We start from the raw sequence: 26,302 nt of genomic DNA, 5'->3' as shown, positions 1-26,302 counted from the left end.
CAGGAGCACGTTCTCATTTTAGGGTAGGGTAATCGCGCCATCGAAAGCTGCGCGCAGCGTCTCGGCATCGAGCGGATCGAGAATTGGCAACCGCCCCAGACACGGCACCTTCCCCAGCATCGGAATGATCCGCTCATTCTCCTCATGCGGCTCGCCGATGAAGGCGATTCCCGCGATCGCGATCCGGCGCGCGCGCAGCGCCTCGATGCTGAGCAGGCTGTGGTTGATCGTGCCCAGCCCCGTCCGCGCGCACAGGATGACCGGCGCGTCCCAATAAGCGAACAGGTCGATCATCAGCAGCGTCTCGCTGACCGGCACCATCAGGCCGCCCGCGCCCTCCACCACCAGCGGGCCATCCACCTTCGGCAAGGCCAGCCGGTCGAGGCTGATCTCCACCCCGTCGATCCGCGCCGCCAGATGGGGGGAGGCAGGCGTGGTCAGGCGATAGGCTTCGGGCAGGATATGCGATGGCGGAAGGCCGGACAGCGCGGCCACGCGTTCCTTGTCGCCCACGGGATCGACGCCCGCCTGGACCGGCTTCCAATAATGCGCGCCCATGGCTCCGGCGAGGCCCGCCGCGAACACCGTCTTGCCGATGTCGGTATCGGTGCCGGTGACGATGAAGGCGCTCATGCGACCACCTTCCGCAACGCCTCGCCCAGCGCGGCGATATCCGCGCGGCCGACATTCAGCGTCAGGGAAATGCGCAAACGGCTGGTGCCCGGCGGCACGGTGGGCGGGCGAATCCCGCGCACGTCGAACCCCGCCTCCTGCAATGCGGCGGCGGCGGCCATGGCACGGCGGTCCTCGCCCAACAGGACAGGGATGATCTGGCTGCGCGGAGCGGGCAGGCCGAGCGGGGCGCAAATCGCTTCGCTGGCATCCACCATCAGCGTCTTCAACCGGTCGCGCAGATCGCCCGCCTGCTCGATCCGGTCGAGCGCCGCCGAGACTGCGACCGCCATCAGCGGCGAGGGCGCGGTGGAGAAGATGAACGCCCGCGCCCGGTTGATCAGATAATCGACAAGCAGGCGCGGCCCACAGATCAGCGCGCCCTCGACCCCCATCGCCTTGCCGCAGGTATGCAGCGTGACGACATTGTGGAGGCCATCCAGCCCGGCCGACAGCCCGCGCCCCGAAGGCCCGAAGACGCCGGTGCCATGGGCTTCGTCCAGGATCAGCATGGCGTCATGCCGGGCGGCCAGCATCGCCAGATCGTTGAGCGGCGCCATGTCGCCATCCATGGAATAAAGCGTCTCGACCGCGATCCAGATGCGCCCCTTGCCGCCTTCCTGCCGCCAGGCGGCGATCAGGTCGGAAAAGCTCTGCGGGTCATTATGGCGGGCGAACACGGTCACGGCCTTCGACATGCGGATGCCGTCATGCACGCTGGCATGGATCAGCTCGTCCGCGACGATCAGGTCGCCCCGCTGCGGCAGCGTGGAGAACAGGGCGAGATTCGCCGCAAAGCCGTTCGCCATGAACAGCGCGCCCTGCGTCCTGAAGAATCCGGCGGCCTTGGCCTCCAGCCCCTCATGCTCGGGCGCATTGCCGCGCAGCAGCCGCGATCCGCCCGATCCCACCGGCACGCCGCGCGCTACGGCATCGGCGACGGCCTGACCGATGATCGGGTCGGAGGCGAGGCCCAGATAGTCGTTGGAGGCAAAGTCCCGCCCGGCGCGTGGCGTCAGGCTGCGCAGACGGCCGCGCTTTTCCAGCGCGGCGAGTTGCGAGCGGAAAGGTTCGCTGGTCATGGCGCGGGCTATAGGCCCGTGGGGGTGGAAGGAGCAAGCCTGCCTGCCGATCCGTCGGTCATCGTGACCGCGGACGGAGAGACGACTTTGGGTGGTTTCTTGCCACTAAGCCCCCCCCCTTCAGGGGAGGGGTTGGGGTGGGGCCGGTCCGTTAAAGATTAGCTTTCCCTTGGGGCACGCCCCCACCCCTCAATCCCCTCCCCTGAAGGGGAGGGGAAGATCAACTGCCCGCTTCCCGCCATGCCTTGCGCTATTGTCAGAAAGAAAAGCTCAACGACACCGACGCGACATTGTCATTGGGGTCATCCGCATGCTGGCGGAAGCCATGCTGGTGCAGATAGCCGATCTCCGCGTTCACATTCTTCGCGAGCGGCGTCGTGATGGCGATCAGGTTGCGCATCCGCTCTTCGCCGCCGACCCGCTGGAAATTGGTCTTGTTGAAGTCGATGAAGCTCTCATGGCTCAGCACCAGCGCGGTCTTGCCGCCTTCCTTGAAGGGCAGCACATATTTGATGTAGGGACGCAGCCGCCAGGCCGTGCCGTCAATCCCCTCGCGCCAGCGTTCCTCCAGCCGCAGCCGGGCGCTGAGCTGGCCGGGACCGATCTTCACGATATTGTCGAAGGTCACCTGCTGGCGGCCGCGATGCTCCATCACGGCAAAGTCGCCGCCATTATATTGCGGGTCATGGGTATAGCCCGCCCAGACCGTGACTTTCTTGCTGACCTTGTAGCCGATCAGCGAATTCATCTCGACCTCATACAATCCGTCGCGATCGTCGCTGAACCGGGCAACGACCTCTTGCGAAAAGCGCCAGTGATCGCTCAGCTTCACCGTCGCGTTGGCGGTGGTCCAGAGCTGTTCGTCCTCGCTGGCATGGGCCACGGCCGGAACGGCCAGCACGGCGAGCGCAGGCAGCAGCTTACAGGTCAGTCGCATGTCGTCATTCTCCCCTCGCCCATTGCTGGCGAACGGGGGCCCACTATGACTGTTTCGTTACAATCATGTGACTATCCCATTGCCAATTTGTGACGGGCATGCTTCCCGACAAAAGCTGCCCGCCGCAGTTCAGGCCGGATTATGCTCCTTCAGGAAAGCATCCATGCGCTGGAGAAATTCCAGCCGGTCGGCCTGGCGGGAAAAGAAATGGTCGGCCAATGGCTGTTCGACATAGATATAGTCGCGCCCGGCGACCTTGCCGGCGGCCTTCAGCTTTTCGGCCATTTCGCGCGACTGGTTCACCTGCACTCGCCGGTCCTTCCTGCCGTGCATCAGCAGGATGGGCGCGGAAAATTGCGCGGCGAAGTTGATCGGGGAGACGGAGGCGAAATCGGGCGCCTGTTCCTTCATCCAGTCCTTGCGCCCGCCATGGTTCAGGAAGCGGGCATCATAGCGCATCATCGCCGACAGGTCCGACACCCCGGCATAGGACACCGCGCACCGATAGCGGGCACCGTCGCGCTGCGCCGCGCGCATGGCCGCATAGCCGCCATAGGAGGCGCCGACGACGCAGACCCGCTTCGCGTCGGCGATCCCTTGCCCGACGGCCCAGTCGACCGCATCGTTCAGATCATCCTGCATGGCGAGGCCCCATTGCCCCTCGCCCTTGGCCGCGAAGGCCGTGCCATAGCCGGACGAGCCGCGATAATTGGGCTGAAGCACGGCATAGCCGCGATAGGCGAGGAACTGCACCCACCAGTCCCATTCCTCGCTGTCGCGCGCGAAGGGGCCGCCATGCGGCATCAGGATCAGCGGCAGATTCTTCGGGTCCCTGCCCACGGGCAGGGTCAGGACGGCGGCGATCTCCAGCCCGTCGCGCGCCTTGTAGCGGATCGTCCTGACCGGCGAGAGATGGGTGCCGGGACCGAAGCTGGTGCTGATCTGCGACAGAACGCTCATCGCGCCCGCGGAGGTGTCGTAATAATAATAGGTGCCGGGCTGATCCGCGCTGCCGACATGCACGATCATGCGGCTGTGGTCGCGGCTGGTGGACACGATCCGCGCCCGGCGATTGGCGCCCACTGCCTTGTCGATGTCGGCCTGCACCTTCGCCAGTCCTTCGTCGAACCAGTGCACCCCCGGTCCATCGGCGGTATAATGCACGCCCGCCAGCCCGGTGCCGGCGGCGTCACGCTCCACCGTGTCGATGTCGAAACCCGGGGCGGCGAAGATCTTCGTCCCCAGTTCCAGCCTGGCGAGATCATATTCATAAAGGGCATCGGTCCCTTCATGATCGTCGCTGGCGACCGCCTTGCCGGGGTCGGCGGTGAACAGCATCGGCACGACCATGGATTCGTCGCGGCGGCGATTGGCCCGGTCGACCACCCGGAAACCGGATCGGCCGTCGGCGCGGTAGAGCAGCTTCGACATGCGCGTCGCGTCGTCATAGCCCACGCCCATCCGCACCGTTCCGGCCGCGTCGGCATACCAGGACATGACCTGCTGGCGCGACGGCACGACCAGGTGCATCTTGCCGGTGGAGACATCCACTTCGTCCACTTGCGGCCAAAAACCCGCATCATCGCCATAGATCGACGTTTGATAGGCCAGCAGGATGCGCGGGCTGCCGTCGCGCGCGACCCAGATCACATCGTCGCCATTCTGCGCCGCCACCTTCTTCGCGAGCATGTTGATCTTCGACCCGTCGCGCTTGATGCTGGCGACCCGGCTGATCGACCAGGGCATGCCCTCGACATTGGTTTCGCTGGCTATGCCCGCGATCAGCCAGTCGTCATTGACCCAACTCCACCAGTTGAGGTCATTTTCCCCCAATTGCAGGGCTCGGATGCGATTGGGTTCATCGGCAATGGCGGCGATCATCAGCATCAGTTCGCCATCGCGCGCGACCTTCGCGGCAAGGCGCGTCCCGTCGGGCGAGAGTTCCGGACGCTCCATCAGCGGCAGTTCGGCAAAGGCCTCGATCGGCCATTCCTTGCGCGGCGCAACCGTCTCTGCACTGGCAGACACGCAAAGCTGCGCGAGCAGAACGCCCGCGACCACAGAAAAGCCCCTCAAATCTTTCCCCCCGTAAAAAATGGCCCCGCCCCTCCATAGGGCAGAGCCATTTTCCTGTCTTTCCCTTTTTAAACGGGGATTTAGAGCATTTTGAAGTCCGCCGGAACGGCAGGCGGCCCGCAAGATGCGGCCAACAAGGGCTACCCCCCGTGCGCCAACGCCGCCAGCAGCAGCAGGGCGACGATATTGGTGATCTTGATCATCGGATTGACCGCCGGTCCGGCCGTATCCTTATAAGGATCGCCCACCGTATCGCCGGTCACGGCCGCCTTATGGGCTTCCGACCCCTTGCCGCCATGATTGCCGTCCTCGATGAACTTCTTGGCATTGTCCCAGGCGCCCCCGCCCGAAGTCATGGAAAGCGCCACGAACAGGCCCGAGACGATGACGCCCAGCAGCAACGCACCCAGCGCCGCAAAGCCGTTGGGCGTCCCCGCCACCGCCGAGATCGCGAAATAGACGACGATCGGCGCCAGCACCGGCAGCAGGCTGGGCACGATCATCTCCTTGATCGCGGCGCGGGTGACGAGGTCCACCGTGCGGGCATAATTGGGCCGCGACGTGCCCTCCATGATGCCCTTGTTGGTGGCGAACTGGTCGCGCACGTCCTTGACAACGTCGCCCGCCGCCCGGCCCACGGCGGTCATCCCCATCGCGCCGAACAGATAGGGCAGCAGGGCGCCCAGCAGCAGCCCGACGATGACATAGGGGTTGGACAGGCTGAAATCGACCGGCTCGGTCAGGCCCAGCGCCGAATTGTAGAATTTGAGGTCCTCCGTATAGGCGCCGAACAGCACCAGCGCGGCAAGGCCCGCCGAACCGATGGCATAGCCCTTGGTCACGGCCTTGGTGGTGTTGCCCACGGCATCGAGCGCGTCGGTCTTGACCCGCACGCTGTCGTCCAGATGCGACATTTCCGCGATGCCGCCCGCATTGTCCGTGACAGGGCCATAGGCGTCCAGCGCCACGACCATGCCCGCCAGTGCCAGCATTGCCGTGGCGGCGAAGGCGATGCCGATCAGGCCCGCCTGGCTGTAGGCGACAATGATGCCGACAACGATCACCAGCGTCGGCAGCGCCGTGGCTTCAAGGCTGACGGCCAGCCCCTGGATGACATTGGTGCCATGGCCGGTTTCCGACGCGCGGGCGATGCTGCGCACCGGGCGATAGTTGGTGCCGGTATAATATTCGGTGATCCAGACGATCAGGCCCGTCACCGCAAGGCCCACCATCATCGACCAGAACAGCGCCATGCCGGTATAGCCGCCGCTGCCGTCGAGATCGGCGCCGAAGCGGGCGTTGAGGTCGCCCAAAGTGAAACGCGCCGCCGCATAGAGCGCCGGGATCGACAGGATCGCCGTCGTCCAGAAGCCCTTGTAGAGCGCGCCCATGATCGACTGGCTCGCCCCCAACCGCACCATGTAGGTGCCGATGATCGAGGTGATGATGCACACCCCGCCGACGATCAGCGGCAGCGACATGAGGTTCATGAGGAAGGCATTGTCGACGCCCTTCACCAGCAGCGCGGTCAGCACCATGGTCGCGCCGACCGTCACCACATAGGTTTCGAACAGGTCCGCTGCCATGCCCGCGCAGTCGCCGACATTGTCGCCGACATTGTCCGCGATCACGGCGGGGTTGCGGGGGTCATCCTCCGGGATGCCCGCCTCTACCTTGCCCACCAGGTCCGCGCCGACGTCGGCCGCCTTGGTGAAGATGCCGCCGCCCAGACGCGCGAAGATGGAGATGAGGCTGGCGCCGAAGGCCAGCGCCACGAGGGAGTCGATCACCAGCCGGTCATCGGGCGCATGGCCCGCCGGCCCGGTCAGATACCAGAAGAATAGGCTGATCGCGAGCAAGGCTAGCCCCGCCACCAGCATGCCGGTGATGGCGCCCGCGCGGAAAGCCACGGTCAGGCCGCTTTGCAGCGTATCACGGGCGGCTTCGGCCGTGCGCACATTGGCGCGTACCGAAATGTTCATGCCGATGAAGCCCGTGGCGCCCGACAGCAGCGCCCCGATCAGAAACCCGATCGCGGATGTCGCGCCAAGGAAGAAGAAGACCAGAGCCGCGACGACGACGCCGACCATGCCGATGGTCGTATATTGGCGGCCGAGATAGGCCTTGGCCCCCTCCTGAATCGCGCCCGCAATCTGCTGCATGGTGTCATTGCCGGCGGAGGCCGCCAGCACCTGTCGACTGGTGAAAAGGCCGTAGAGCACGGCCAGCACGCCGCACCCTATGGCGATCGAGACAATCTGCATGAATGTTCCTCTCCCCCTGTTATGCCTGTCATCGGCCGCTCCGCAGGGAATGACGGGCGGGCGAAAGGCGTGGGAACGGGCGGCCGGAATATACGCATCCGGCATCAGGCACCGCATCAATCAGCATCAGGCTCACGCACATCATGCGGTCCTACCGGGCTGAGAAAGGTCGGGGGTGAAGCTACAGGGCGGACGGGCCGCGTCAACCCGTTACGATATTAAGGCGAATCAGGGTCGATCAGCCATGCTCCCAGCCGAGCCGGTTGGGCAGCGGCATCGCCACCCCGTCGATCATCAGCGTCAGCCCGCTCCCTTGCGAAAAACACCCGACCGGGATGGCCCGCACAGGCGGCTTGACGGCGGCGGGCAGGGCAAAGAGCAACTCATAATCATCCCCGGCGCGCGCCGCCGCGATCTGAACCGCATTGCTGGCGCCGCGCGTGCTTTCCAGCGCCGGCGACAGGGGAATATGATCGATGGTGACGGCAAGGCCGCTCGCCTCCGCCATGCGCGAGGCATCGATCAGCAGGCCGTCCGACACATCCATCATGGCATGGACATGCGGCGCCAGCAGCGCCCCTTCGGCCAGGCGCGGCCGCGGACGGCGATAGGCGTCGACCAGCGGGCCGGATGCGGTGGGATTGGCCTGCAACAGATCGAGCCCCACCCCCGCATCGCCCACCGGGCCGGTCAGATAGAGCCTGTCCCCCGCCTTCGCGCCGCTGCGGGGCGGAACCGGTCCGGAAGCTTCGCCCAGAGCGGTCAGGCTGTAGCTGCGCGGCGCGCGCTTCGGCATCCGCACCGTGTCGCCGCCCAGCAGGGGCATGGCGTGGCGGGCGAGCGCTTCACCCAATCCTTCGAGGAAGGCGGCGTCCCACGCATCATCACCCGACAGCGCATAGTTGAGCAGGCAGCCGAGCGGCCTCGCGCCCTTGGCGGCGAGATCGGACAGGTTCACCGCCGCCAGCTTCCAGCCGATATCGGCGGGCGGATCCTGGGCAAGATAATGCACCCCCTCCACCATGGTATCGCTGGTCAGGATCAGGCGCGCGCCGCCGATTTCGAGGACCGCCACATCGTCCTGCAAGCCCTGCGCCGCCGGATCGTTCGCGAGCAGGCGCAACAGGGTCAGGAAGCGGGATTCAGCGGACATGGCATCCCGATCCTCTTTAGCTTGACGTGTTCCTGCGAAGGCAGGAGCCTAGACCCGCCGTCTGAACTGGGCTCCTGCCTTCGCAGGAGCACGCTGTTTTGTCGAGGATCAAGCAGATTTACTTCCGCACGTCCTTCGCCACCGCGTCCAGCAGGCCATTCACGAACCCCGCCTCGCGCTTGTCATAGAATGCATGGGCCACATCGACATATTCGCTGATGACGGTGCCGGTCGCCACATCCTGGCGGGCAAGCAGTTCATAGGTGCCCGCGCGCAAAATCTGCCGCATCGGCTTGTCGAGCCGCTCCAGGCTCCACCCCTTGGAAAGACGCGCCACGATCAGCCCGTCAATTTCCTCGCGCCGCCGGTCCACGCCCTGCACCACGTCGTCGAAAAAGCTCTCTTCCGCCTGCGCATAGGTCACGTCCTCGATGGTCGCGCCCAGACGGTGCTGGTGGAACTCATGCAGCAGCAGATGGAGCGGCGTGCCCTCCATCTCCAGCTGGTATAGCGCCTGAACCGCGGCAAGGCGCGCGGCGGAGCGGGATTTGGAGCGTTCGTTCATCAGGATTCCATGTAACCGTTCGCCCTCGGCTTGTCGAAGGGCTGTGTGTTTATTTCAGGCGGAGCGCCACTGACGCCGCATGCGCCGGCAGCCCTTCCGCCTCCGCCAGCGCGACGGCGGCGGGACCAATGGCATCGATGCCGTCAGGCGTGAGACTGAGGAAGCTGGTGCGTTTCATGAAGTCCAGCACCGACAGGCCCGAAGAGAAGCGCGCCCGGCGTCCTGTCGGCAGCACATGATTCGGCCCGGCGACATAATCGCCCACCGCCTCGGGCGTCATGCGGCCAAGGAAGACGGAGCCTGCATGGCGTACCTGCTTGAACAGAGCGTCGGGTTCATCGACGGCGAGTTCCAGATGTTCGGCGGCAAGCCGGTCGACCAGCGGCATTGCCTCGTCAAAGTCGCGCACGACGATGATCGCGCCATTGGCGTTCCAGCTGGTCGTCGCCACCGCCTGCGTCGCCAGCAGGGGCAGGCGCCGCTGCACCGCCGCGGCCACCGCATCGGCAAAGGCCGCGTCGTCGGTGAACAGGATCGACTGGCTGGTCGGGTCATGTTCCGACTGGCTCAGCAGATCGGCGGCGATCCAGTCGGGATTGTTCCTGCCATCGGCCACGACGACGATTTCGGACGGCCCCGCCACCATGTCGATGCCGACCACGCCGTAAAGCTGGCGCTTCGCCTCCGCCACCCAGGCATTGCCCGGGCCGGTGATGACGTCGACCGGCCTGATCCGACCCGTGCCATAGGCGAGCGCCGCGACCGCCTGCGCGCCACCGACGCGCCAGATTTCCCCGATCCCGGCAATCTGCGCGGCGGCAAGGACCAGCGGGTTGATCTCGCCATTGGGGGTCGGCGTGACCATGGCGATGCGCTGGACGCCCGCGACCTTGGCCGGGATCGCATTCATCAGCAGCGAACTGGGATAGGCGGCGCGGCCACCAGGCACATAGAGCCCCGCCGCGTCCACGGCATTCCAGCGCGCGCCGAGGCGCACGCCCGCCGCGTCGACGCTATCGCTATCCTGCGGTTTCTGCTTTTCATGATAGGCGGCGATGCGCGCCGCCGCGAGTTCCAGCGCGTCGCGCAGCTCGGTGGAAAGCGTATCCAGCGCCTTGCGGCATTCGGCCGGCTCCACCGCCCAGCCGCTGACATCCAGATCATGGCGGTCGAAACGGCTGGTATAATCGGCCAGCGCGGCATCACCCTCGGCGCGGACGCGCTTGAGGATCGCAGTCACATCGCGCGACACATCCTCGTCAGCCTCACGCCGGGCATCGACCAAGGCGGTGAAGGCGGTCGCGAAGTCTGCGCTGCGGCTGTCGAGCCTAAGCGGCATCCTGCACCCCCACGGCCTTGCGGAAGGCCTCCACCAGCGGCACCAGTTCGGCCGAGCGCATCTTGTAGGCGGCGCGATTGACGATCAGCCGCGCCGACACCTGCATGATGACATTGGTTTCAACCAGGCCGTTGGCCTTCAGCGTCGCGCCGGAGGACACAAGGTCGACGATCCGCCGCGACAGCCCCAGCGAAGGCGCCAGTTCCATCGCGCCGTTCAGCTTCACGCATTCGGCCTGAATGCCCCGCGCCTCATAATATTTGCGCGTCAGATAGGGATATTTGGTCGCGACGCGGACATGGCTCAGCGCCGCCTCATCTTCGTCGGCAAGGCCCACGGGTTCCGCGACCGACAGGCGGCAATGGCCCATGTCGAGGTCGACCGGCGCGTAGATCTCCGAATAATCGAACTCTTCCAGCACGTCCGATCCGACGATGCCGATCTGCGCCGCGCCATGCGCCACGAAGGTCGCGACGTCGAACGCCCGCACCCGGATGATCGACACGTCCGGCCGGTTGGTGGCGAAGCGCAGCGCGCGGCTTTTCTTGTCATGGAACTCCGCCTCCGGTTCGATACCGGCTTTGGCGAGCAGGGGCAGCGCTTCATCGAGGATGCGCCCCTTGGGATGGCGAAGGTGAGCGGACGAGTCATGACCCGCGCGCCTTACTTGCGAAGGGGCAAAAGGGCAAGGTTCAGGCCGCTTCGGCCAGCGCCGCCTCGGTCGCGGCGATCCAGCCGCCGCCCAGCACCCGGTCGCCCGCATAGAGCACCGCCGCCTGCCCGGGCGCCACGCCATATTCGGGCGCGTCGAAGACCAGCCGCTCCCCATCCAGCCGCGCCCGCACCGGCTTCGCCATGGATCGCACCTTGGCTGTCAGCGGCCCGGAAAAATCCCCGCCCAGCCAGTTGATATCGCTCAACCGCGCCGCCGACACCGCCAGCGCCGCCTTCGGCCCGACGATCACGCGCCTTCCCTCGGCATCCAGCCGCACGACATAAAGCGGCTCGGCCTGCCCTCCGATCTCCAGCCCCTTGCGCTGACCGACGGTGTAGTGGATCATCCCCTTGTGCGTGCCCATGACGCGCCCGTCGATATGGACGATTTCCCCGCCCTCATCGGCATCGGGGCGCAGCTTCCGCACGATTTTCGCATAATCGCCGTCCGGCACGAAGCAGATGTCCTGACTGTCCGGCTTCATGGCGACGGACAGGCCCAGTTCCGCCGCGATCTCTCGCACCTGCGGCTTGGGCAAACCTCCCAGCGGAAAGCGCAGATAGTCCAGCTGCGCCTGAGTCGTGGCGAAGAGGAAATAGCTCTGGTCCCGCGCCGGATCGGCCGCGCGATGCAGTTCCGCGCCATGCGGCCCCTCCACCCGGCGCACATAATGGCCGGTGGCGAGGCAGTCCGCGCCCAGGTCCCGGGCGATCTGGAACAGGTCGGTGAACTTCACCCCCATATTGCACTTCACGCAGGGGATGGGCGTGCGCCCGGCCATATATTCATCGGCGAAGTCGGCAATCACTGACTCGCGAAACCGGCTTTCATAATCAAAGACATAATGCGCGATGCCGATGCGATCCGCGACCGCCCGCGCATCCCGGATATCCTGCCCGGCGCAGCAGCTTCCCGTGCGGCCCACCGCCGCGCCGTGATCGTAAAGCTGCAACGTCACGCCGATGGTTTCGGCCCCCGTGCGCGCGGCGAGCGCGGCGACGACGCTCGAATCCACGCCGCCCGACATGGCAACGACGATGCGCCGCGCCTTGAGCGGCTCGATAAGCTGAAACTGGGGCTGCATGGGCGCGCATATAGTCGCCCCGGCCCCAGCATTCCAGCCGGATTCCACCTGCCCGATCCCATCTCACCAAAATTGAGGGCAAGTTTACCGGACTTTATCCTTTAGCCCTTACACCCCTCTCCCATGGATTTGAGTTTCCTTCGGACTGGCGGGCTGAAACCCAGCTTCGTCAAGCCTTCGGGCCGGCGGCGCGTGCCGGTCTGGCCGTCCCTGCGGGCTGCTTCGGCAGCGGCGCAGGCGGCCAGCCCGACCGCGCAGGCGGTGGCGGGGGTCCTGCGGGGGCAGGACATCGAAGGAGACTGGGTCCAGGAACTGGCCGATATCCTCGCGCCACGTTCCGCCGGCAATATCGACGCCGTAGGGCTCGCGGGAAGCTTTAACCCGTTGATCGCGAACCGTTTAAAGGTGGGGCAAGGATAATGAAGGGGGCGTTTACCGTGGCGCTTTAGGGCCTGTTCAGGGCTTGAAGCGCAAACAGCCAAGCACTGCTGGAAATCGGAAACGCCAGTGCCGCTTATTGAGGGTGATAATGATCGAAAACCAGAAAATCAGACCTGCGCAGGTCGTAGGGCCGCTCGGAGAACCCCTGACTCTGGAAAGCCTGCCTCCCGTGGACACGACACGTTGGGTCGTGCGCCGGAAGGCGGAAGTCGTGGCGGCCGTCAATGGCGGCCTGCTGACCGTGGATGAAGCCTGCGCCCGCTATTCGCTGACGCTTGAGGAATTTGCGAGCTGGCAGCGCGCCGTCGACCGTTCGGGCATGCACGGCCTGCGCGTGACGCGCATCCAATATTACAAGTCCCTCTACGAACGGCAGCAGAAATACTGATCATCCGTTTCTGGAACAAAGGGTCGCACAGGAAGGGGGATCTGGCATCCGGCGGCCTTCTGTTTTGGCAAAGTCAAGTCCAAATGGAACGCAAAGCCGACTTCTCCGTTGAACAACTCAGCCAACCCGAAAGGGGCTGTGGTCCAAGGAGAGTGAGAAATGGGCATCATTTTGTGGCTTGTCGTCGGTGGCGTCATCGGCTGGCTTGCCAGCATGGTCATGCGCACCGACGCGCAACAGGGCATATTGCTGAACATCGTCGTCGGCATCGTCGGCGCGTTCGTCGGCGGCCTGATCTTCAGTGGCGGTTCGATCAATGACGGCCTGACGCTTTACAGCTTCCTCGTGTCGCTGGTCGGCGCCATCATCTTGCTCGCAATCGTCAATCTGGTGCGCCGCGGCTCCGTCCGCTGATCGCCGGAAATGAACAAAGAGGCCGCGCCTGATGACGCGGCCTCTTTTTTAACCCTCAGCTCCGCCCCGCAAAGAAGCGATAGAGCGCCAGCACGCCGATCGCGCCCAGCACGGCGGCTATGAAGCTCGCCTGCTCGCCCGGCGCATAAATACCCAGCAACCGCCCGACATAGCCCGCCAGCAACGCCCCGGCGATGCCCAGCAATATGGTGACGACGCAGCCGCCCGGATCGCGGCCGGGCATGACCAGCCGCGCGATCGCGCCCGCGAACAGCCCGACAATGATCCATCCCAGCAATTCCATCGTCGCCCTCCAGCCGCTACAGGCGCCATAGCGCCACAGTCCGCCCGCTTTGGCAAGGGCACCAGTCCGCCAACGGCTTTGCAGTTCGCGCCGCAGCCGTGATAATGGGGGCTTGAGCCCAGTGATGTATTCATATAATACAGCAGCCCGAACGGCGCCTGTTGGTTGAAAAGCATGGCCGAAAGATGGATTCAGAATGAATTACGAAACCCAGTTGGTCGGCGATACCCCGGCAGAGGTCCTTTCCGGTCAGGATGAGCGCCCGATCTGGCGCCGCCGGCTGGTGATCGGCGCCGCCATCGCCATCATCCTGATCGCGGTCGCCACCTGGATCAGCATGCGCGGCAAGGGCGCAGACATCCCGGCCAACAGCGCCCAGGCGCCGGTCGTCACGGTCATCAGCCCCGGCCAGTCGATGGTGTCGCACACCGTCAGCGCCACCGGCTCGCTCGCAGCGCGCGTGGAGATGCCGGTCGGCGTCGTGGGCGAAGGCGGCGCCGTGACGCGGGTGCTGGCGCAGCCGGGCGACTGGGTGCGCGGCGGACAGGTGCTGGCGACCGTCGAACGCTCGGTCCAGACGCAGCAGATCCGCTCGCTCGCCGCCCAGGTGGAGGTGAACCGCGCCGACGCCAAGCTGGCGCAGGCCCAGCTCGACCGCGCCAAGGCGCTGGTGGCGCGCGGCTTCATCAGCCAGGCCGATATCGACCAGCGCACCGCGACCCGCGATGCCGCCAATGCGCGCGTCAGCGTCGCCGTCGCCCAGCTGGCCGAACAGCGCGCCCGCACCGGCCGCCTCGACATCCGCGCGCCCGCGGCCGGGCTGGTGCTGACCCGCGCGGTGGAACCGGGCCAGATCGTGGGATCGGGCAGCGCGGTGCTGTTCCGCATGGCCAGGGATGGCGAGATGGAAATGCTGGCCCAGGTCAGCGAAGGCGATCTCGCCGCGCTGCGCGTGGGCAACAGCGCCACCGTCACCCCGATCGGCGGCACCGCCCGCTTTGCCGGGCGCATCTGGCAGGTGTCGCCGGTGGTCGACAATCAGAGCCGGCAGGGCATTGCCCGCATCGCCATCCCCTATGATCCGGCGATCCGGCCGGGCGGCTTCGCCTCGGCCACGATCGTCAGCGGCACCGGATCGGCGCCGATGTTGCCGGAATCAGCGGTGCAGAGCGATGCGAAGGGCAATTTCGTCTTCATCGTCAACGGCCGCGACGAAGTGCAGCGGCGGGACGTCAGGATCGGTCAGGTGACCGATGCGGGCGTGTCGATCCTGAACGGCCTCAACGGCAATGAACGCATCGTGGCTTCAGCCGGCGCCTTCCTGACCCCAGGCCAGAAGGTGAAGCCGGAAGCCGGCAAGTCGAAATCATGAGTTTCCGCAATATATCCGCCTGGGCCATCCGCAACCCGGTGACGCCGCTGGTGCTGTTCGTGGCGCTGCTGCTGGCGGGCATGGTCAGCTTCAGCCGGATGGACGTCAACCAGCAGCCCGACATCAGCTTCCCCATGGCGCAGGTCGTGGTGCTGCAACCCGGCGCCGCGCCGACCGAGCTGGAAACGCAGGTGACGCAGCGGGTCGAGGCCGCCGTGCGCGGCATCAGCGGCGTCGATGAAATCACCTCCTTCGTGTCCGAAGGCCGGTCGATGACCAATGTGCAGTTCCAGATCGGCACGCCGGTCGACCGCGCCGTCAATGACGTGAAAAACGCCGTCGACCAGATCCGCAGCGACCTGCCCGAAGGGATTTTGGAACCGCAGGTCAGCCGCGTCGACATTGACGGCGGCCCGATCGCCTATTTCAGCGCCGAAGCGACCGACATGACGCTGGAGGAGCTGTCCTGGTATGTCGACAATAGCGTGGCCAAGCGGTTGTTGGCAGTGCCCGGCATGGCGGCGGTCAAGCGCGGCGGCGGCGTGTCCCGCGAAATCCGCGTCATCCTGAATCCGGCCAAGCTGCAATCGCACGGCATCACCGCGTCGCAGGTCAACCAGCAATTGCAGCAGGTGAACCTGAACGCAGCCGGCGGCCGCACCGAAATCGCCGGCGCCGAACAGGCGATCCGCGTGCTCGGCAATGCCCGCGACGCCTATGCGCTGGGCCAGACGCAGATCGCCATTTCCGGCGGCCGCACCGTCAAGCTCGCCGACCTTGCCGATGTGCGCGACATGTATGCCGAACAGCGCACCCTGTCGCTGATGAACGGGCGGCAGGTGACCAGCTTCAGCATGGAAAAGGCCAAGGGCTCATCCGACGTCACCGTCTTCGACGAGGCGATGAAGGTGCTGGACCAGCTGAAAAAGGAAAATCCCAAGGTCCATTACAAACAGCTCTACACCAGCGTCGACTATACCAAGAGCCAGTATCACAGCGCCATTGCGGCGATGATCGAGGGCGCGGTGCTGGCCGTCGTCATCGTCTTCCTGTTCCTGCGCGACTGGCGCGCGACGATCATTTCGGCGCTGGCCATACCGCTGTCGGCCATTCCCGCCTTCTGGTTCATGGACATGATGGGCTTCACGCTCAACATGACCTCGCTGCTGGCATTGAGCCTGGTGGCGGGCGTGCTGGTCGACGATGCGATCGTGGAGATCGAGAATATCGTCCGCCACATGCGCATGGGCAAAAGCGCCTATCAGGCCGCGATCGACGCCGCCGACGAAATCGGCCTGGCCGTGCTGGCAACCACCATGGCGATCGTCGCGGTGTTCCTGCCGGTCGGGATGATGCCGGGCATTTCCGGCCAGTTCTTCATCCAGTTCGGCCTGACCGTGGTGGTCGCGGTGCTGCTCAGCCTGGCCGTCGCGCGCCTGATCACGCCGATGGTCGCCGCCTATTTTCTGAAGGCGCATGGCGAGGAAAGCCATGGCGAAGGCTGGCTGATGGATATCTACATGGCGATATTGCGCTGGTCGCTGGATGAACGCAGGGCCATCGCCCATCGCACGCGCGGCGGCACGGCCCGCTTCACCGCCTGGCTGCGCGACCATCGCATCTGGACGATGGGCTTCGGCTTCCTCGCCTTCCTCGCGACCATCCTCGCCTTCTGGACCCTTCCCATGTCCTTCCAGCCGAGCATGAACACCGATTTCAGCCAGGTGAAGATCGAAACCGTGCCCGGCAGCACGCTGGAACAGACCACGGCGATCACCCGCAAGGTCGCGAACATGCTGGCTGCGGACAGGGATTATGTCGACGCGGCCTTCGCGGATATCCAGACGACGGGCGCCGACATCTTCCTGACGCTGCGCAAGGACCGGCCGACCAGCTCCGTCGACTGGGAACGCAAGGTCGCGCCCAAATTCCAGCAGGTCGCGGACGCCCGCGTCAATTTCCAGTCGCAATCGGGTGGCGGCTTCGGGCGCGACATCATCATCATGTTCGGCAGCGACGATCCGGCGCTGCTGGAACAGACCGCCAACAGGCTGGTCGCGGAAATGGCCGGCATCCATGAAATCCGCGCGCCGCGCGTGCAGGGCGACATGAACCGGCCCGAAATCGTCATCAAGCCGCGCTTCGACCTGGCCGCCAGCCTGGGCGTTACGACCGCCGCGCTCAGCCAGACGATCCGCGTCGCGACGATCGGCGATATCGATCAGAACAGCGCGAAATTCTCGCTGTCCGACCGGCAGATTCCGATCCGCGTGTCGATCGCGGAGGACAGCCGCCGCGATCTGGCGACCATCGAGAACATGCCGGTGCCGACCGTCAGCGGCGGCTCGGTCCCGCTGAAGGTCGTCGCCGATATCGAATTCGGCTCGGGGCCGACGCAGTTGCGGCGCTACAACCAGATCCGCCGCATCGTCGTGGGCGCGGATCTGGCCCCCGGCGTCGTCACCAGCCAGGCGATGACAAGGATCAACGCCCTGCCGACGATGAAGGCGGTGCTCGACGGCAAGATCGCGGGGGTGCAGAAGATCAACACCGGCGACAGCAAATGGCAGGCGGAGATGGTGATGAACTTCGTCATCGCCGTGATCTCCGGCATATTGCTGGTGCTGGCCGTGCTGACGCTGCTCTACAAGCGGCTGATGCCGCCCTTCGTGAACCTGGGCTCGCTGCTGCTGGCGCCGCTGGGCGGGGCGCTGGCGCTGCATGTCGCCGGGCAGCCTCTGTCGATGCCCGTGTTCATCGGCCTGCTGATGCTGCTGGGCATCGTCGCCAAGAATTCGATCCTCGTCATCGATTTCGCGCTGGAGGAAATGCAGAAGGGCGTCCCCCGGCTGGAGGCGATCATCGACGCCGGGCACAAGCGCGCCCAGCCGATCGTGATGACCACCGTGGCGATGGTGGCGGGCATGGTGCCGACCGCGCTGTCGCTGGGCGGCGACGGCGCATGGCGCGCGCCGATGGGCATCACCGTGATCGGCGGCCTGATCCTGTCGACGCTGCTGACGCTGGTCATCGTGCCGGCGACCTTCAGCCTGGCACTGGGGATCGAGGAATGGGTCGGACCACGCCTGGGCCGCCGCCTGCTGACCTATCGGCCGGGCGATGCCCGTGGGGGAACCACGCAACCGGCGGAATAGGGGGGATGGCAGACATGAAGCCCCTCCCCTTCAGGGGAGGGGAAGCGCAAACGTCGGCTCATGACCCAAATCCCCCTCCGGCCTCTCCCCACCAGTCCCCCCCGAAAAGAACCACTTGCCTGAACGAAACGGCGGCGTAACCGTTAGGCGGTCATGAAGCTGCTCGCCCTGCCCCGCCCCGCCGTCGTCACCCCTCCCCATCCGGCCCGGCGCATGCGGATGGTGGCGACGGGCATGCTGCTGGCCATGGCGGCGCTGTTCCTGGCGGCGCGGGCGACGGTCCATCTCCATCCCGCCATGGGCTTCGTCCAGGCCTTTGCCGAGGCGGCGATGGTCGGCGGCCTTGCCGACTGGTTCGCCGTCACGGCCCTGTTCCGCCATCCGCTGGGCCTGCCGATCCCACATACCGCGATCATCCCGCGCAACAAGGACCGGATCGGCGACACGCTCGCCCTGTTCCTGCGCGACAATTTCCTCACTCCCGCCGTCGTCGCCCGGCGCATGCAGCGGCTGGACATGGCGGGCGCGGCGGGCCGCTTCCTCGCCAGCCCGTCAGGCGGCGACGGCCGGCTACGCGAAGGCGCGTCCCGGCTGGTCGCGGACATATTGGAAGCGCTGGATCAGGAACGGCTGGGCGGCATGGTGAAGGGCGCCATCGCCCAGCGGCTGCGTGCCATCAACCTCGCCCCGCTGGCCGGCCAGGCGCTGGAAGCGGCCATGCGCGACGGTCGCCACGCGCCGGTGATGGACGGCATCATCCTGTGGGCCGACCGCGCGCTGGAGGCCAACGACCATCTGATCCGCCAGATGGTGCATGACCGTTCGGGCAAGATCCTGCGCTGGACCGGGCTTGATGAAAACCTCGCCAACGCGATCATCGACGGGCTGCGCAAGCTGCTGGCGGACATGGCGCGGGACCCCGGCCACGGCCTGCGCCTGAAGGCGGAGGAGGGCATGGCAAAGCTCGCCGCGGACCTGCAATCCGACCGCGAAATCCAGGCCCGGGTGGCCCGCATCCGGGACGAGATCGTCGACAATCCGGCGATGCAGCGCTGGATCGACGGATTATGGGAGCAGGCGCGCAGCGGCCTCCTGCGCGCCGTGCGCGATCCCGGCAAGGCCATGGCGGGGCGCCTGGGCGAGGCACTTCATCAACTCGGCGGCACCTTGCAGGACGATGCCCGCCTGCGGTTCCTGATCAACCGCTTCATGCGTCGCGCGGCGGTGGGCGCGACGGCCAGCTATGGCACGACGATCGTCAAGCTGGTCAGCGAAACCGTGCGCGGCTGGGATGCGGGCACCGTCACTAGCCGCCTTGAACATGCCGTCGGACGGGACCTGCAATATATCCGGGTCAACGGCACGCTCGTCGGCGGGCTGGTGGGACTCGCCCTCCACGCCGTCGATACCGTGCTTTAGGGGTGCGTGGGGATTTAGCTTGGTAGTGCAATTGGGTGGAAGGCGGACCGTCTCCTTTTCGTCACCCCGGGCTTGACCCGGGGTCCCGCTACCTTTTCAGGCGCGCTCCGAAAAGAAAAGCGGGACCCCGGAGCAAGTCCGGGGTGACGAGGGTGGGGATGTCGGGAAATGGCCAAAAGCAGCCAACCGATTCTCCTGTCCTACAGCCCCTTGCCCGCGCTAAGCTCCGACCCGGCTCTTTCACAAATAGGAAATGGAACAAAAAACGCCCTTTCCCGTGGGTCTATCGTGTCACCTATGTCACCCAAATCCTACAAGCTTGCCGCCACGCCCAAGGGAGATGCCATTTGTGCGACGTGATTTCCGAGCCGTGAAATGTTCCATTTCACGCGAAATCACTCTAGAGGGCCACGGCAAGCGAAGAGCGGCACCCGAACAGCAGGAAGCATCATGTCAGACGTCACCATCAAACGCGCCCTCCTTTCCGTGTCGGACAAGTCCGGCCTCATCGAACTGGGGCAGGCGCTGGGCAAGCATGGCGTCGAACTGGTGTCGACCGGCGGCACCGCCAGGGCGCTGCGCGAGGCGGGGTTGCAGGTGAAGGACATTTCCGACCTCACCGGCTTCCCGGAAATGATGGACGGCCGCGTCAAGACGCTGCACCCCAAGGTCCATGGCGGCCTGCTCGCGGTGCGGGGCAATCCCGCTCATGTCGCCTCCATGCAGGAACATGAAATCGGCGCGATCGATCTTGTCGTCGTCAACCTCTATCCCTTTGCCGCCACCGTCGCCAAGGGCGCGGAGCGCGAGGAGATCATCGAGAATATCGACATTGGCGGCCCCTCCATGGTCCGCTCGGCCGCCAAGAACCATGAAAGCGTGGCGATCGTCACCGATCCCGCCGACTATGCCCGCCTGATCGCGGAAATGGACGAGAAGGGCGGCGCGACCTGCTACGACTTCCGCCGGATGCTGGCGGCCAAGGCCTATGCCGCCACCGCCGCCTATGACTCGATGATCGCCAGCTGGTTCGCCTTTGCCGATCAAGGCGTCGACTTCCCCGAAACGCTGGCCGTGTCGAGCAAGCTGGGCGCGACCCTGCGCTATGGCGAGAATCCGCATCAGTCCGCCGCACTCTATCTGCCCGTCGGTCCCTCTGCCAACGGCATCGCGCAGGCGCAGCAGATCCAGGGCAAGGAACTCAGCTACAATAATTATAACGACGCCGACGCCGCGCTGGAGCTGGTCAGCGAGTTCCGCGATGGCCCGCCGACCGTGGTGATCGTCAAGCACGCCAATCCCTGTGGCGTCGCGACCGGCGACACGCTGATCGAGGCCTATGAAGCCGCGCTCGCCTGCGACAGCGTCTCGGCCTTCGGCGGCATCATCGCCGTCAACCGCCCGCTCGATGGGCCCACCGCCGAAGCGATCAGCGGCATCTTCACCGAAGTCGTCGCCGCCCCCGACGCGGACGACGACGCCAAGGCGATCTTCGCGAAGAAGAAGAATCTCCGCCTGCTGCTGACCGGTGAGCTGCCCGATCCGGCCCGCACCGGGTTGATGATGAAGAGCATCGCCGGCGGCATGCTGGTGCAGAACCGCGACAATGGCCGCATCAGCCGCGACCAGCTCAAGGTCGTGACCAAGCGCGCCCCGACCGAACAGGAACTGGCCGACTGCCTGTTCGCCTGGACCGTCGCCAAGCATGTGAAATCCAACGCCATCGTCTATGCCAGGGGCAACAGCACCGCGGGCATCGGCGCGGGCCAGATGAACCGTCTCGAATCCGCCCGCATCGCCGCGTGGAAGGCGAAGGACGCCGCCGAAAAGGCGGGCTGGAGCGAAGCGCGCACCATCGGCTCGGCGGTCGCCTCCGACGCCTTCTTCCCCTTTGCCGACGGCCTGCTGGCGGCGGTCGAGGCGGGCGCCACGGCGGTGATCCAGCCGGGCGGATCGATCCGTGACGAGGAAGTCATCGCCGCCGCCGATGAAGCGGGCCTCGCCATGGTCTTCACCGGCATGCGCCACTTCCGCCACTGACGGGAAATGATGCGGATGCGAAGGGCCATCGGTCCTTTCGCATCCGCAAAAATGAAGCTTTTCAGCCAGTTTTCGCCAACTGGCCTCTTTCCATCAGCCTGCACGAAGCCTATCTGATTCGTGACCCTTCTCCCACGTCAGGCGTTGGGCGGACCCGATAAAAGTTCGACAGGAGAATATAGGATGACCAGAAAGACCCTGGCGGCCCTTGCCGCCACGATGACCCTTGCCCTGCCCACCGCCAATGCCTTCGCGGGGATCAGCCAGATGGACGTGGTGGTCGACGGCCGCACCGGCGCGGAAACCCGCAGCCTCACGGTGTCGGTAGCGGATCTCAACCTTGCCAGCACCCATGGCGCCCGCCTGGCCGATTCCCGTATTACCAAAGCCGCCAAGCAGGTCTGCGGCTGGATGAACGGCTCGATCCTGCCCGCCACCCCGGAATATCGCGCCTGCTTCGGCGGCGCGCTGGATAGCGCCCGCGCCGACCTCAACACGCTGATCCAGGCCCAACGTCAGGGCTGATCCTCACCGATCGACCAGGGGCCGTTCCGCTTGGCGGGGCGGCCCTTTTCCTTGCCAGTCATCCTTACCAGCCATTAACCACTCCTTAGAGGATTTCCTTCACTCCCGGATGCGGAACTGTTCATCCCGGGGGGATTTAAACATGCCGCGTATCGACCAGAGTGTGGACGTCGCCATTATCGGCGCAGGTCCGGCCGGCCTGACCGCCGCCTATCTTCTGACGAAAAAAGGATATTCCGTCACCGTCATCGAGAAGGACCCGGTCTATGTCGGCGGCATCAGCCGCACCGTGGAACTGAACGGCTTCCGATTCGACATTGGCGGGCACCGCTTCTTTTCCAAGTCGAAGGAGGTGGTCGACCTCTGGAACGAGATTCTGCCCGATGATTTCATCCAGCGCCCACGCATGAGCCGCATCTATTATGAGGGCAAATTCTACAGCTATCCGCTGCGCGCCTTCGAAGCGCTGGCCAATCTGGGCCTGTGGCGTTCGACCCTGTGCATGGCGAGTTTCGCCAAGGCCAGGCTGTTTCCCAACCGCCATGTCCGCTCCTTTCAGGACTGGACCGTCAATGCCTTTGGCCACAAGCTGTTCTCGATCTTCTTCAAGACCTACACCGAAAAGGTCTGGGGCATGCCCTGCGACGAAATGTCCGCCGACTGGGCGGCGCAGCGGATCAAGGGCCTGTCGTTGTGGAGCGCGGTCGTCGACGGCCTCAAGCGTTCGCTGGGCCTCAACAAGAAGCCCAATGACGGCATGGCGACCAAGACGCTGCTGGAAAGCTTCCGCTATCCGCGCCTTGGCCCCGGCATGATGTGGGAAGCAGCGCGCGACTTCGTGGTCGAAGGCGGCAACCGGGTGCTGATGGGGCACAGCTTCAAGCAGCTTTCGCAGGATCAGGGCTCGGGCCGCTGGCGCATGGTCGCGCAGGGGCCGGGAGGCGAGGTGATCGTCAATGCCGGCCATGTCATCAGCTCAGCGCCGATGCGCGAACTGGCCGGCCGCATCCATCCCCTGCCCGCGACGCTCGGCAATGCGATGGAGCTGAAATATCGCGACTTCCTGACCGTCGCGCTGATGGTGAAAGGCGCGGATATCTTCCCCGACAACTGGATATACATCCACGACAGCAAGGTGCAGGTCGGCCGCATCCAGAATTTCCGCAGCTGGTCGCCGGAAATGGTGCCCGATCCCGACCTTGCCTGCGTGGGCCTTGAATATTTCTGCTTCGAGGGGGATGGCCTGTGGTCGTCCGGCGATGCCGATCTGATCGAACTGGCGAAGAAGGAAATGGCGATCCTGGGCCTTTGCGATCCCAGGGATGTCGTCGGCGGCGCCGTGGTGCGGCAGGAAAAGGCCTATCCGGTCTATGACGACGACTATGCCGCCAATGTGCTGGCGATGCGGACCGAATTGCAGGATCTTTACCCGACTCTGCATCTGGTCGGCCGCAACGGCATGCACCGCTATAATAACCAGGATCACGCCATGATGACGGCCATGCTGACCGTCCGCAATATCGAAGCGGGCGAACAGCTGTACGATATCTGGGCGGTCAATGAGGATGCCGAATATCATGAGGCTGGCGAGGAAGGCCAGGATGTCGCCGGTCAGCGCGCCGCGCTGGCAAGCCAGCGACTGGTGCCGGGCAAGCTGAAGGCAGCATAAGGCCATGGGGGGCAAGCTCAGGCCGCTGATCGCCCTGGTCGGCATGACGATCACGCGGCTGATGTTCGCCCGCTATGCGCTGGTGAGCCTCTGTGCGCTCTGCGCCGACATGGCCCTGTTCCTGGCCTTGTGCCGGGTCGGACTGTCGCCCACCATCGCTGCCTTTGCCGGTTATATGGGCGGACTGATCCTGCACTGGATGCTCAGCATCCGCTTCGTGTTCGTGGTGGCGGGCGGCGCCACGCATGGACAGCGGGTGGCGTTCGTGATCAGCGCCCTGCTGGGTCTGGGCATCACCGTCATCATGGTGACGGGCCTGTGCGCGCTCGGCATCGCACCGGCAGCAGCGAAGGCGCTGTCCATCCCCGTGAGCTTCCTTACCGTCTATGCGATCCGCAGATATGGCATATTCGCTCGCGCCTGAAGCCCCGGCGGGGGCAGGCGGCAACCCCTTCGCCGCCTGGGGGACGGCACGCTGGGCCTTTGTCGCATGGCTGCTGTGCTGCGCGATCATGATCTGGCTGTTCCGCCACGATTTTGCGGTTCTGGGCTTCTACGATCCCGACGACGCGCTGCGCCTGCAGGAGGTTCGGGACTGGCTGGCGGGCCAGTCCTTCTTCGATGTCAGCCAGCATCGCGTGAACCCGCCCATGGGCGGGCCGATGCATTGGTCGCGCATCGTCGACATGCCCATCGCCCTGCTGATCCTGCTCGCCCGCCCCCTGATCGGCGCCGCGAACGCAGAGATTTTCGCCTGCGTCACCACGCCTTTATTGCTGCTCGGCGGCACGGCCAGCGCGGTTTACTGGATGGCCAAGCGGATCGGCGGGCGCGACATCGCGCTGGCCTCCGTCGTCCTGCTGCTGGCGACACCCACCATCCTGATCCAGTTCATGCCATTCCGGATCGATCATCATGGCTGGCAGATCGGCATGGGCGCGATCGCGCTCACGGGCGCCTTCGATCCGAACGCGCGCCGTGGCGGCCTGATCTCCGCGCTGGCAATCGCGATCTGGCTTCAGATTTCAAGCGAAGCCCTGCCCTATGCCGTGCTGTTCGCGGGCCTGTTCGGGCTGCGGTCACTGATTGAGGGCGCGCAGGGGCCGCGTTTCACCACCTATGCGCTGACGCTGGGAAGCGGCGCGCTCACCCTGTTGACGGCGATGCGCGGTTGGCAGGCACCTTTCGACCAGCATTGCGACGTTCTTTCCGCCGCCTATGTCTGGCCGCTCGCCGCCTTTTCCGCCGCGACGGGGCTGGGAATGGCGTCCATCGGCTCGTCATCGACGGCACACCGTTTCGCCGTCATGGCCCTGGGCGGCGGGGCAGCCATCGCGATGTTCGCGATCGTCGGCGGCGACTGCGTCACGGGCGATCCGTTCCAGGCGCTCGGCCCCATCGCCTACAGGCATTGGTACATGCAGATCATGGAAGGGCGCCCGATATGGGAGCAGGATGTGGTGAAGATGGGCGTCATCGCCCTGCCGTCAGTCGTCGGCCTGTTCAGCGCTCTCCTCGCCGCCCGGGCGGCAGCGCCGCATAGCCGGGAGCAGGTGGGTTGGCTGGTCCTCGCTTTGCTGATCGGCGGAACCGCGGCGGTTGCCATCATGGTCATGCGGGCCCTGTCGGTCGCCCATCTGACGGCCTTGCCCAGCACGGCCTGGATGCTTCTGCATCTGTTGAAGCGCGTCCAGGCATCGCCCAGGGCTGCCCTGCGCATCATCGGATCGGTGGCGCTGACCGCGCTCACCCCTGCGGGTATCTGCGCGCTATGGGGCGTGGCCACGTCCCAGCCCGACAAGCCCGGCGGCAAGCTCGTCAGCTGTCAGGCCACCGCGGCGCTCCGCCCGCTGGGCGCACTGCCTGCGGGAACCCTGTTCGCGCCGGTGGACATGGGACCTGATATTCTGGTCAAGACCCATCACAGCGTGATCGCCACGGGCCATCATCGCAATGCGGCGGGGATCACCGAAGTCATTCAGGGCTTCATGGCGCGGCCCGACGCGGCCCGGAAGCTGATCGGCGGGCTGCGAGGCGGGCGTGGCGCCGACTATGTCATCGCCTGCAACAATCTGAACGAATTCACCTATTATGGCAAAGCCAGTCCTCAGGGACTGGCCGCGATGCTGTCCAGGGGCCAGCATCCAGACTGGCTGATACCCATGCCCGGCGAGAGGCCGGTGCGCATCTTCAAGGTCATCCGTCAGCCGGGCTCGAAGGCCAATGCTACGCCATTCATGCAATAACGCTTGCCCGTCGGCCTGGGGCCGTCGTCGAAGACATGGCCCAAATGGCCACCGCATCGGGCACAATGCACCTCGGTTCGGATATAGCCGAGTTCAAGGTCCCGGGACGTACCCACGGCTCTGGGCAGGGGCGCCCAGAAACTGGGCCAGCCTGTGCCGCTGTAGAATTTGGTCTTCGAACTGAACAATCGCTGCCCACAGCCGGCGCAGGTGAACGTGCCGGAGCGGTGTTCCTTGTTCAGCGGACTGGTGAAGGGATATTCGGTCGAATGCCTGCGCAACACCTGATAGGCGAGCGGGCTAAGGCGCTTGCGCCATTCCGCATCGCTCAGCGCGAAGGGGTAGGCGGCGTCGGCCCTGCCCGGCCCCGACTGCCAGAGGGCAAGCGCTGCGGCGGCATAACCGCCCATGACCAGAAATCGCCGCCGATCCATGGACCGCG

22 protein-coding genes and 1 pseudogene are annotated in these 26,302 nt (G+C 65.4%); 11 read left to right on the top strand and 12 right to left on the bottom strand.

Going from position 1 to position 26,302, the window contains the following annotated elements; all coding sequences use genetic code 11:
• Positions 1–18: 18 nt before the first annotated feature.
• The 10 genes and pseudogenes from bioD to mnmA all read right to left on the bottom strand — a co-directional run bounded on the left by bioD (position 19) and on the right by mnmA (position 11,887).
• Complete coding sequence (bioD, locus tag RUH75_RS12705) at positions 19–633, bottom strand: dethiobiotin synthase (RefSeq protein ID WP_313806446.1); 615 nt, start codon at positions 631–633, stop codon at positions 19–21.
• Positions 630–1,754, bottom strand: a complete 1,125-nt coding sequence (locus RUH75_RS12700) for an 8-amino-7-oxononanoate synthase (RefSeq protein WP_313806444.1) — start codon at positions 1,752–1,754, stop codon at positions 630–632. Before RUH75_RS12700 ends, bioD begins: the two co-directional genes overlap by 4 nt.
• A 256-nt stretch (positions 1,755–2,010) precedes the next feature.
• Entirely contained in the window at positions 2,011–2,691 is a 681-nt protein-coding gene (locus RUH75_RS12695; protein WP_313806442.1) for a DUF2490 domain-containing protein, read from the bottom strand.
• A gap of 129 nt (positions 2,692–2,820) precedes the next feature.
• Entirely contained in the window at positions 2,821–4,767 is a 1,947-nt protein-coding gene (locus RUH75_RS12690) for a S9 family peptidase (protein ID WP_313806440.1), read from the bottom strand.
• Between the two features lie 140 nt (positions 4,768–4,907).
• Complete coding sequence (locus tag RUH75_RS12685) at positions 4,908–7,031, bottom strand: sodium-translocating pyrophosphatase (protein WP_313806438.1); 2,124 nt, start codon at positions 7,029–7,031, stop codon at positions 4,908–4,910.
• Between the two features lie 238 nt (positions 7,032–7,269).
• Positions 7,270–8,184 carry a thiamine-phosphate kinase gene (gene thiL, locus RUH75_RS12680; RefSeq protein ID WP_313806436.1) on the bottom strand — a complete coding sequence of 305 codons (915 nt, stop codon included), beginning with the start codon at positions 8,182–8,184 and terminating at the stop codon, positions 7,270–7,272.
• 118 nt (positions 8,185–8,302) lie between these two features.
• On the bottom strand, positions 8,303–8,749 hold the full coding sequence (gene nusB, locus RUH75_RS12675) for a transcription antitermination factor NusB (RefSeq protein ID WP_313806434.1): 447 nt from the start codon (positions 8,747–8,749) through the stop codon (positions 8,303–8,305).
• A 49-nt stretch (positions 8,750–8,798) separates the two neighbouring features.
• Positions 8,799–10,088 carry a histidinol dehydrogenase gene (gene hisD, locus RUH75_RS12670; RefSeq protein WP_313806432.1) on the bottom strand — a complete coding sequence of 430 codons (1,290 nt, stop codon included), beginning with the start codon at positions 10,086–10,088 and terminating at the stop codon, positions 8,799–8,801.
• Positions 10,078–10,739: pseudogene (gene hisG / locus RUH75_RS12665) on the bottom strand (ATP phosphoribosyltransferase). The gene hisD and the pseudogene hisG overlap by 11 nt, the downstream one beginning before the upstream one ends.
• A 41-nt stretch (positions 10,740–10,780) precedes the next feature.
• Positions 10,781–11,887 carry a tRNA 2-thiouridine(34) synthase MnmA gene (gene mnmA / locus RUH75_RS12660; RefSeq protein ID WP_313806430.1) on the bottom strand — a complete coding sequence of 369 codons (1,107 nt, stop codon included), beginning with the start codon at positions 11,885–11,887 and terminating at the stop codon, positions 10,781–10,783.
• Positions 11,888–12,010: 123 nt separating this feature from the next.
• Here mnmA and RUH75_RS12655 point away from each other — a divergent pair, with 123 nt between their 5' ends.
• From RUH75_RS12655 to RUH75_RS12645, 3 genes are all read left to right on the top strand, one after another.
• A complete protein-coding gene (locus RUH75_RS12655; protein ID WP_313806428.1) occupies positions 12,011–12,307 on the top strand; it encodes a hypothetical protein in 297 nt (98 codons plus the stop codon).
• Between the two features lie 109 nt (positions 12,308–12,416).
• Positions 12,417–12,716 (top strand): DUF1153 domain-containing protein, encoded by a 300-nt coding sequence (locus RUH75_RS12650; protein WP_007687284.1) that lies wholly within the window; start codon positions 12,417–12,419, stop codon positions 12,714–12,716.
• A 159-nt stretch (positions 12,717–12,875) separates the two neighbouring features.
• Complete coding sequence (locus tag RUH75_RS12645; protein ID WP_176596844.1) at positions 12,876–13,130, top strand: GlsB/YeaQ/YmgE family stress response membrane protein; 255 nt, start codon at positions 12,876–12,878, stop codon at positions 13,128–13,130.
• A 55-nt stretch (positions 13,131–13,185) separates the two neighbouring features.
• Here the strand turns inward: RUH75_RS12645 and RUH75_RS12640 are convergent, their stop codons facing one another.
• Positions 13,186–13,434 carry a GlsB/YeaQ/YmgE family stress response membrane protein gene (locus RUH75_RS12640; protein WP_313806421.1) on the bottom strand — a complete coding sequence of 83 codons (249 nt, stop codon included), beginning with the start codon at positions 13,432–13,434 and terminating at the stop codon, positions 13,186–13,188.
• 196 nt (positions 13,435–13,630) lie between these two features.
• On the opposite strand from RUH75_RS12640, the gene RUH75_RS12635 reads away from it, so the two are divergent.
• From RUH75_RS12635 to RUH75_RS12600, 8 genes are all read left to right on the top strand, one after another.
• Positions 13,631–14,806 (top strand): efflux RND transporter periplasmic adaptor subunit, encoded by a 1,176-nt coding sequence (locus RUH75_RS12635; RefSeq protein ID WP_313806419.1) that lies wholly within the window; start codon positions 13,631–13,633, stop codon positions 14,804–14,806.
• A complete protein-coding gene (locus RUH75_RS12630; RefSeq protein ID WP_313806417.1) occupies positions 14,803–17,961 on the top strand; it encodes an efflux RND transporter permease subunit in 3,159 nt (1,052 codons plus the stop codon). Before RUH75_RS12635 ends, RUH75_RS12630 begins: the two co-directional genes overlap by 4 nt.
• 153 nt (positions 17,962–18,114) lie before the next feature.
• On the top strand, positions 18,115–19,380 hold the full coding sequence (locus RUH75_RS12625; RefSeq protein WP_313806415.1) for a DUF445 domain-containing protein: 1,266 nt from the start codon (positions 18,115–18,117) through the stop codon (positions 19,378–19,380).
• 450 nt (positions 19,381–19,830) lie between these two features.
• Complete coding sequence (gene purH, locus RUH75_RS12620) at positions 19,831–21,420, top strand: bifunctional phosphoribosylaminoimidazolecarboxamide formyltransferase/IMP cyclohydrolase (protein WP_313806413.1); 1,590 nt, start codon at positions 19,831–19,833, stop codon at positions 21,418–21,420.
• A 183-nt stretch (positions 21,421–21,603) separates the two neighbouring features.
• A complete protein-coding gene (locus RUH75_RS12615; protein ID WP_313806411.1) occupies positions 21,604–21,945 on the top strand; it encodes a UrcA family protein in 342 nt (113 codons plus the stop codon).
• A gap of 142 nt (positions 21,946–22,087) precedes the next feature.
• Complete coding sequence (locus RUH75_RS12610; protein WP_313806408.1) at positions 22,088–23,614, top strand: NAD(P)/FAD-dependent oxidoreductase; 1,527 nt, start codon at positions 22,088–22,090, stop codon at positions 23,612–23,614.
• A gap of 4 nt (positions 23,615–23,618) precedes the next feature.
• Positions 23,619–24,038, top strand: coding sequence for a GtrA family protein (locus RUH75_RS12605; RefSeq protein ID WP_313806406.1), 420 nt, complete (start codon positions 23,619–23,621; stop codon positions 24,036–24,038).
• Positions 24,016–25,860 (top strand): hypothetical protein, encoded by a 1,845-nt coding sequence (locus RUH75_RS12600; RefSeq protein WP_313806403.1) that lies wholly within the window; start codon positions 24,016–24,018, stop codon positions 25,858–25,860. The genes RUH75_RS12605 and RUH75_RS12600 overlap by 23 nt, the downstream gene beginning before the upstream one ends.
• On the opposite strand, the gene msrB is transcribed toward RUH75_RS12600, so the two are convergent.
• Positions 25,818–26,294 (bottom strand): peptide-methionine (R)-S-oxide reductase MsrB, encoded by a 477-nt coding sequence (gene msrB, locus RUH75_RS12595; protein ID WP_313806401.1) that lies wholly within the window; start codon positions 26,292–26,294, stop codon positions 25,818–25,820. The genes RUH75_RS12600 and msrB overlap by 43 nt on opposite strands.
• Between the last annotated feature and the right edge of the window lie 8 nt (positions 26,295–26,302).

The sequence above is a fragment of the Sphingobium sp. genome (assembly GCF_032153725.1).
Taxonomy (GTDB): domain Bacteria; phylum Pseudomonadota; class Alphaproteobacteria; order Sphingomonadales; family Sphingomonadaceae; genus Sphingobium.
The sequence above is the reverse complement of the archived record's forward strand: the minus strand, read 5'-3'. Positions and strand labels throughout refer to the sequence as shown.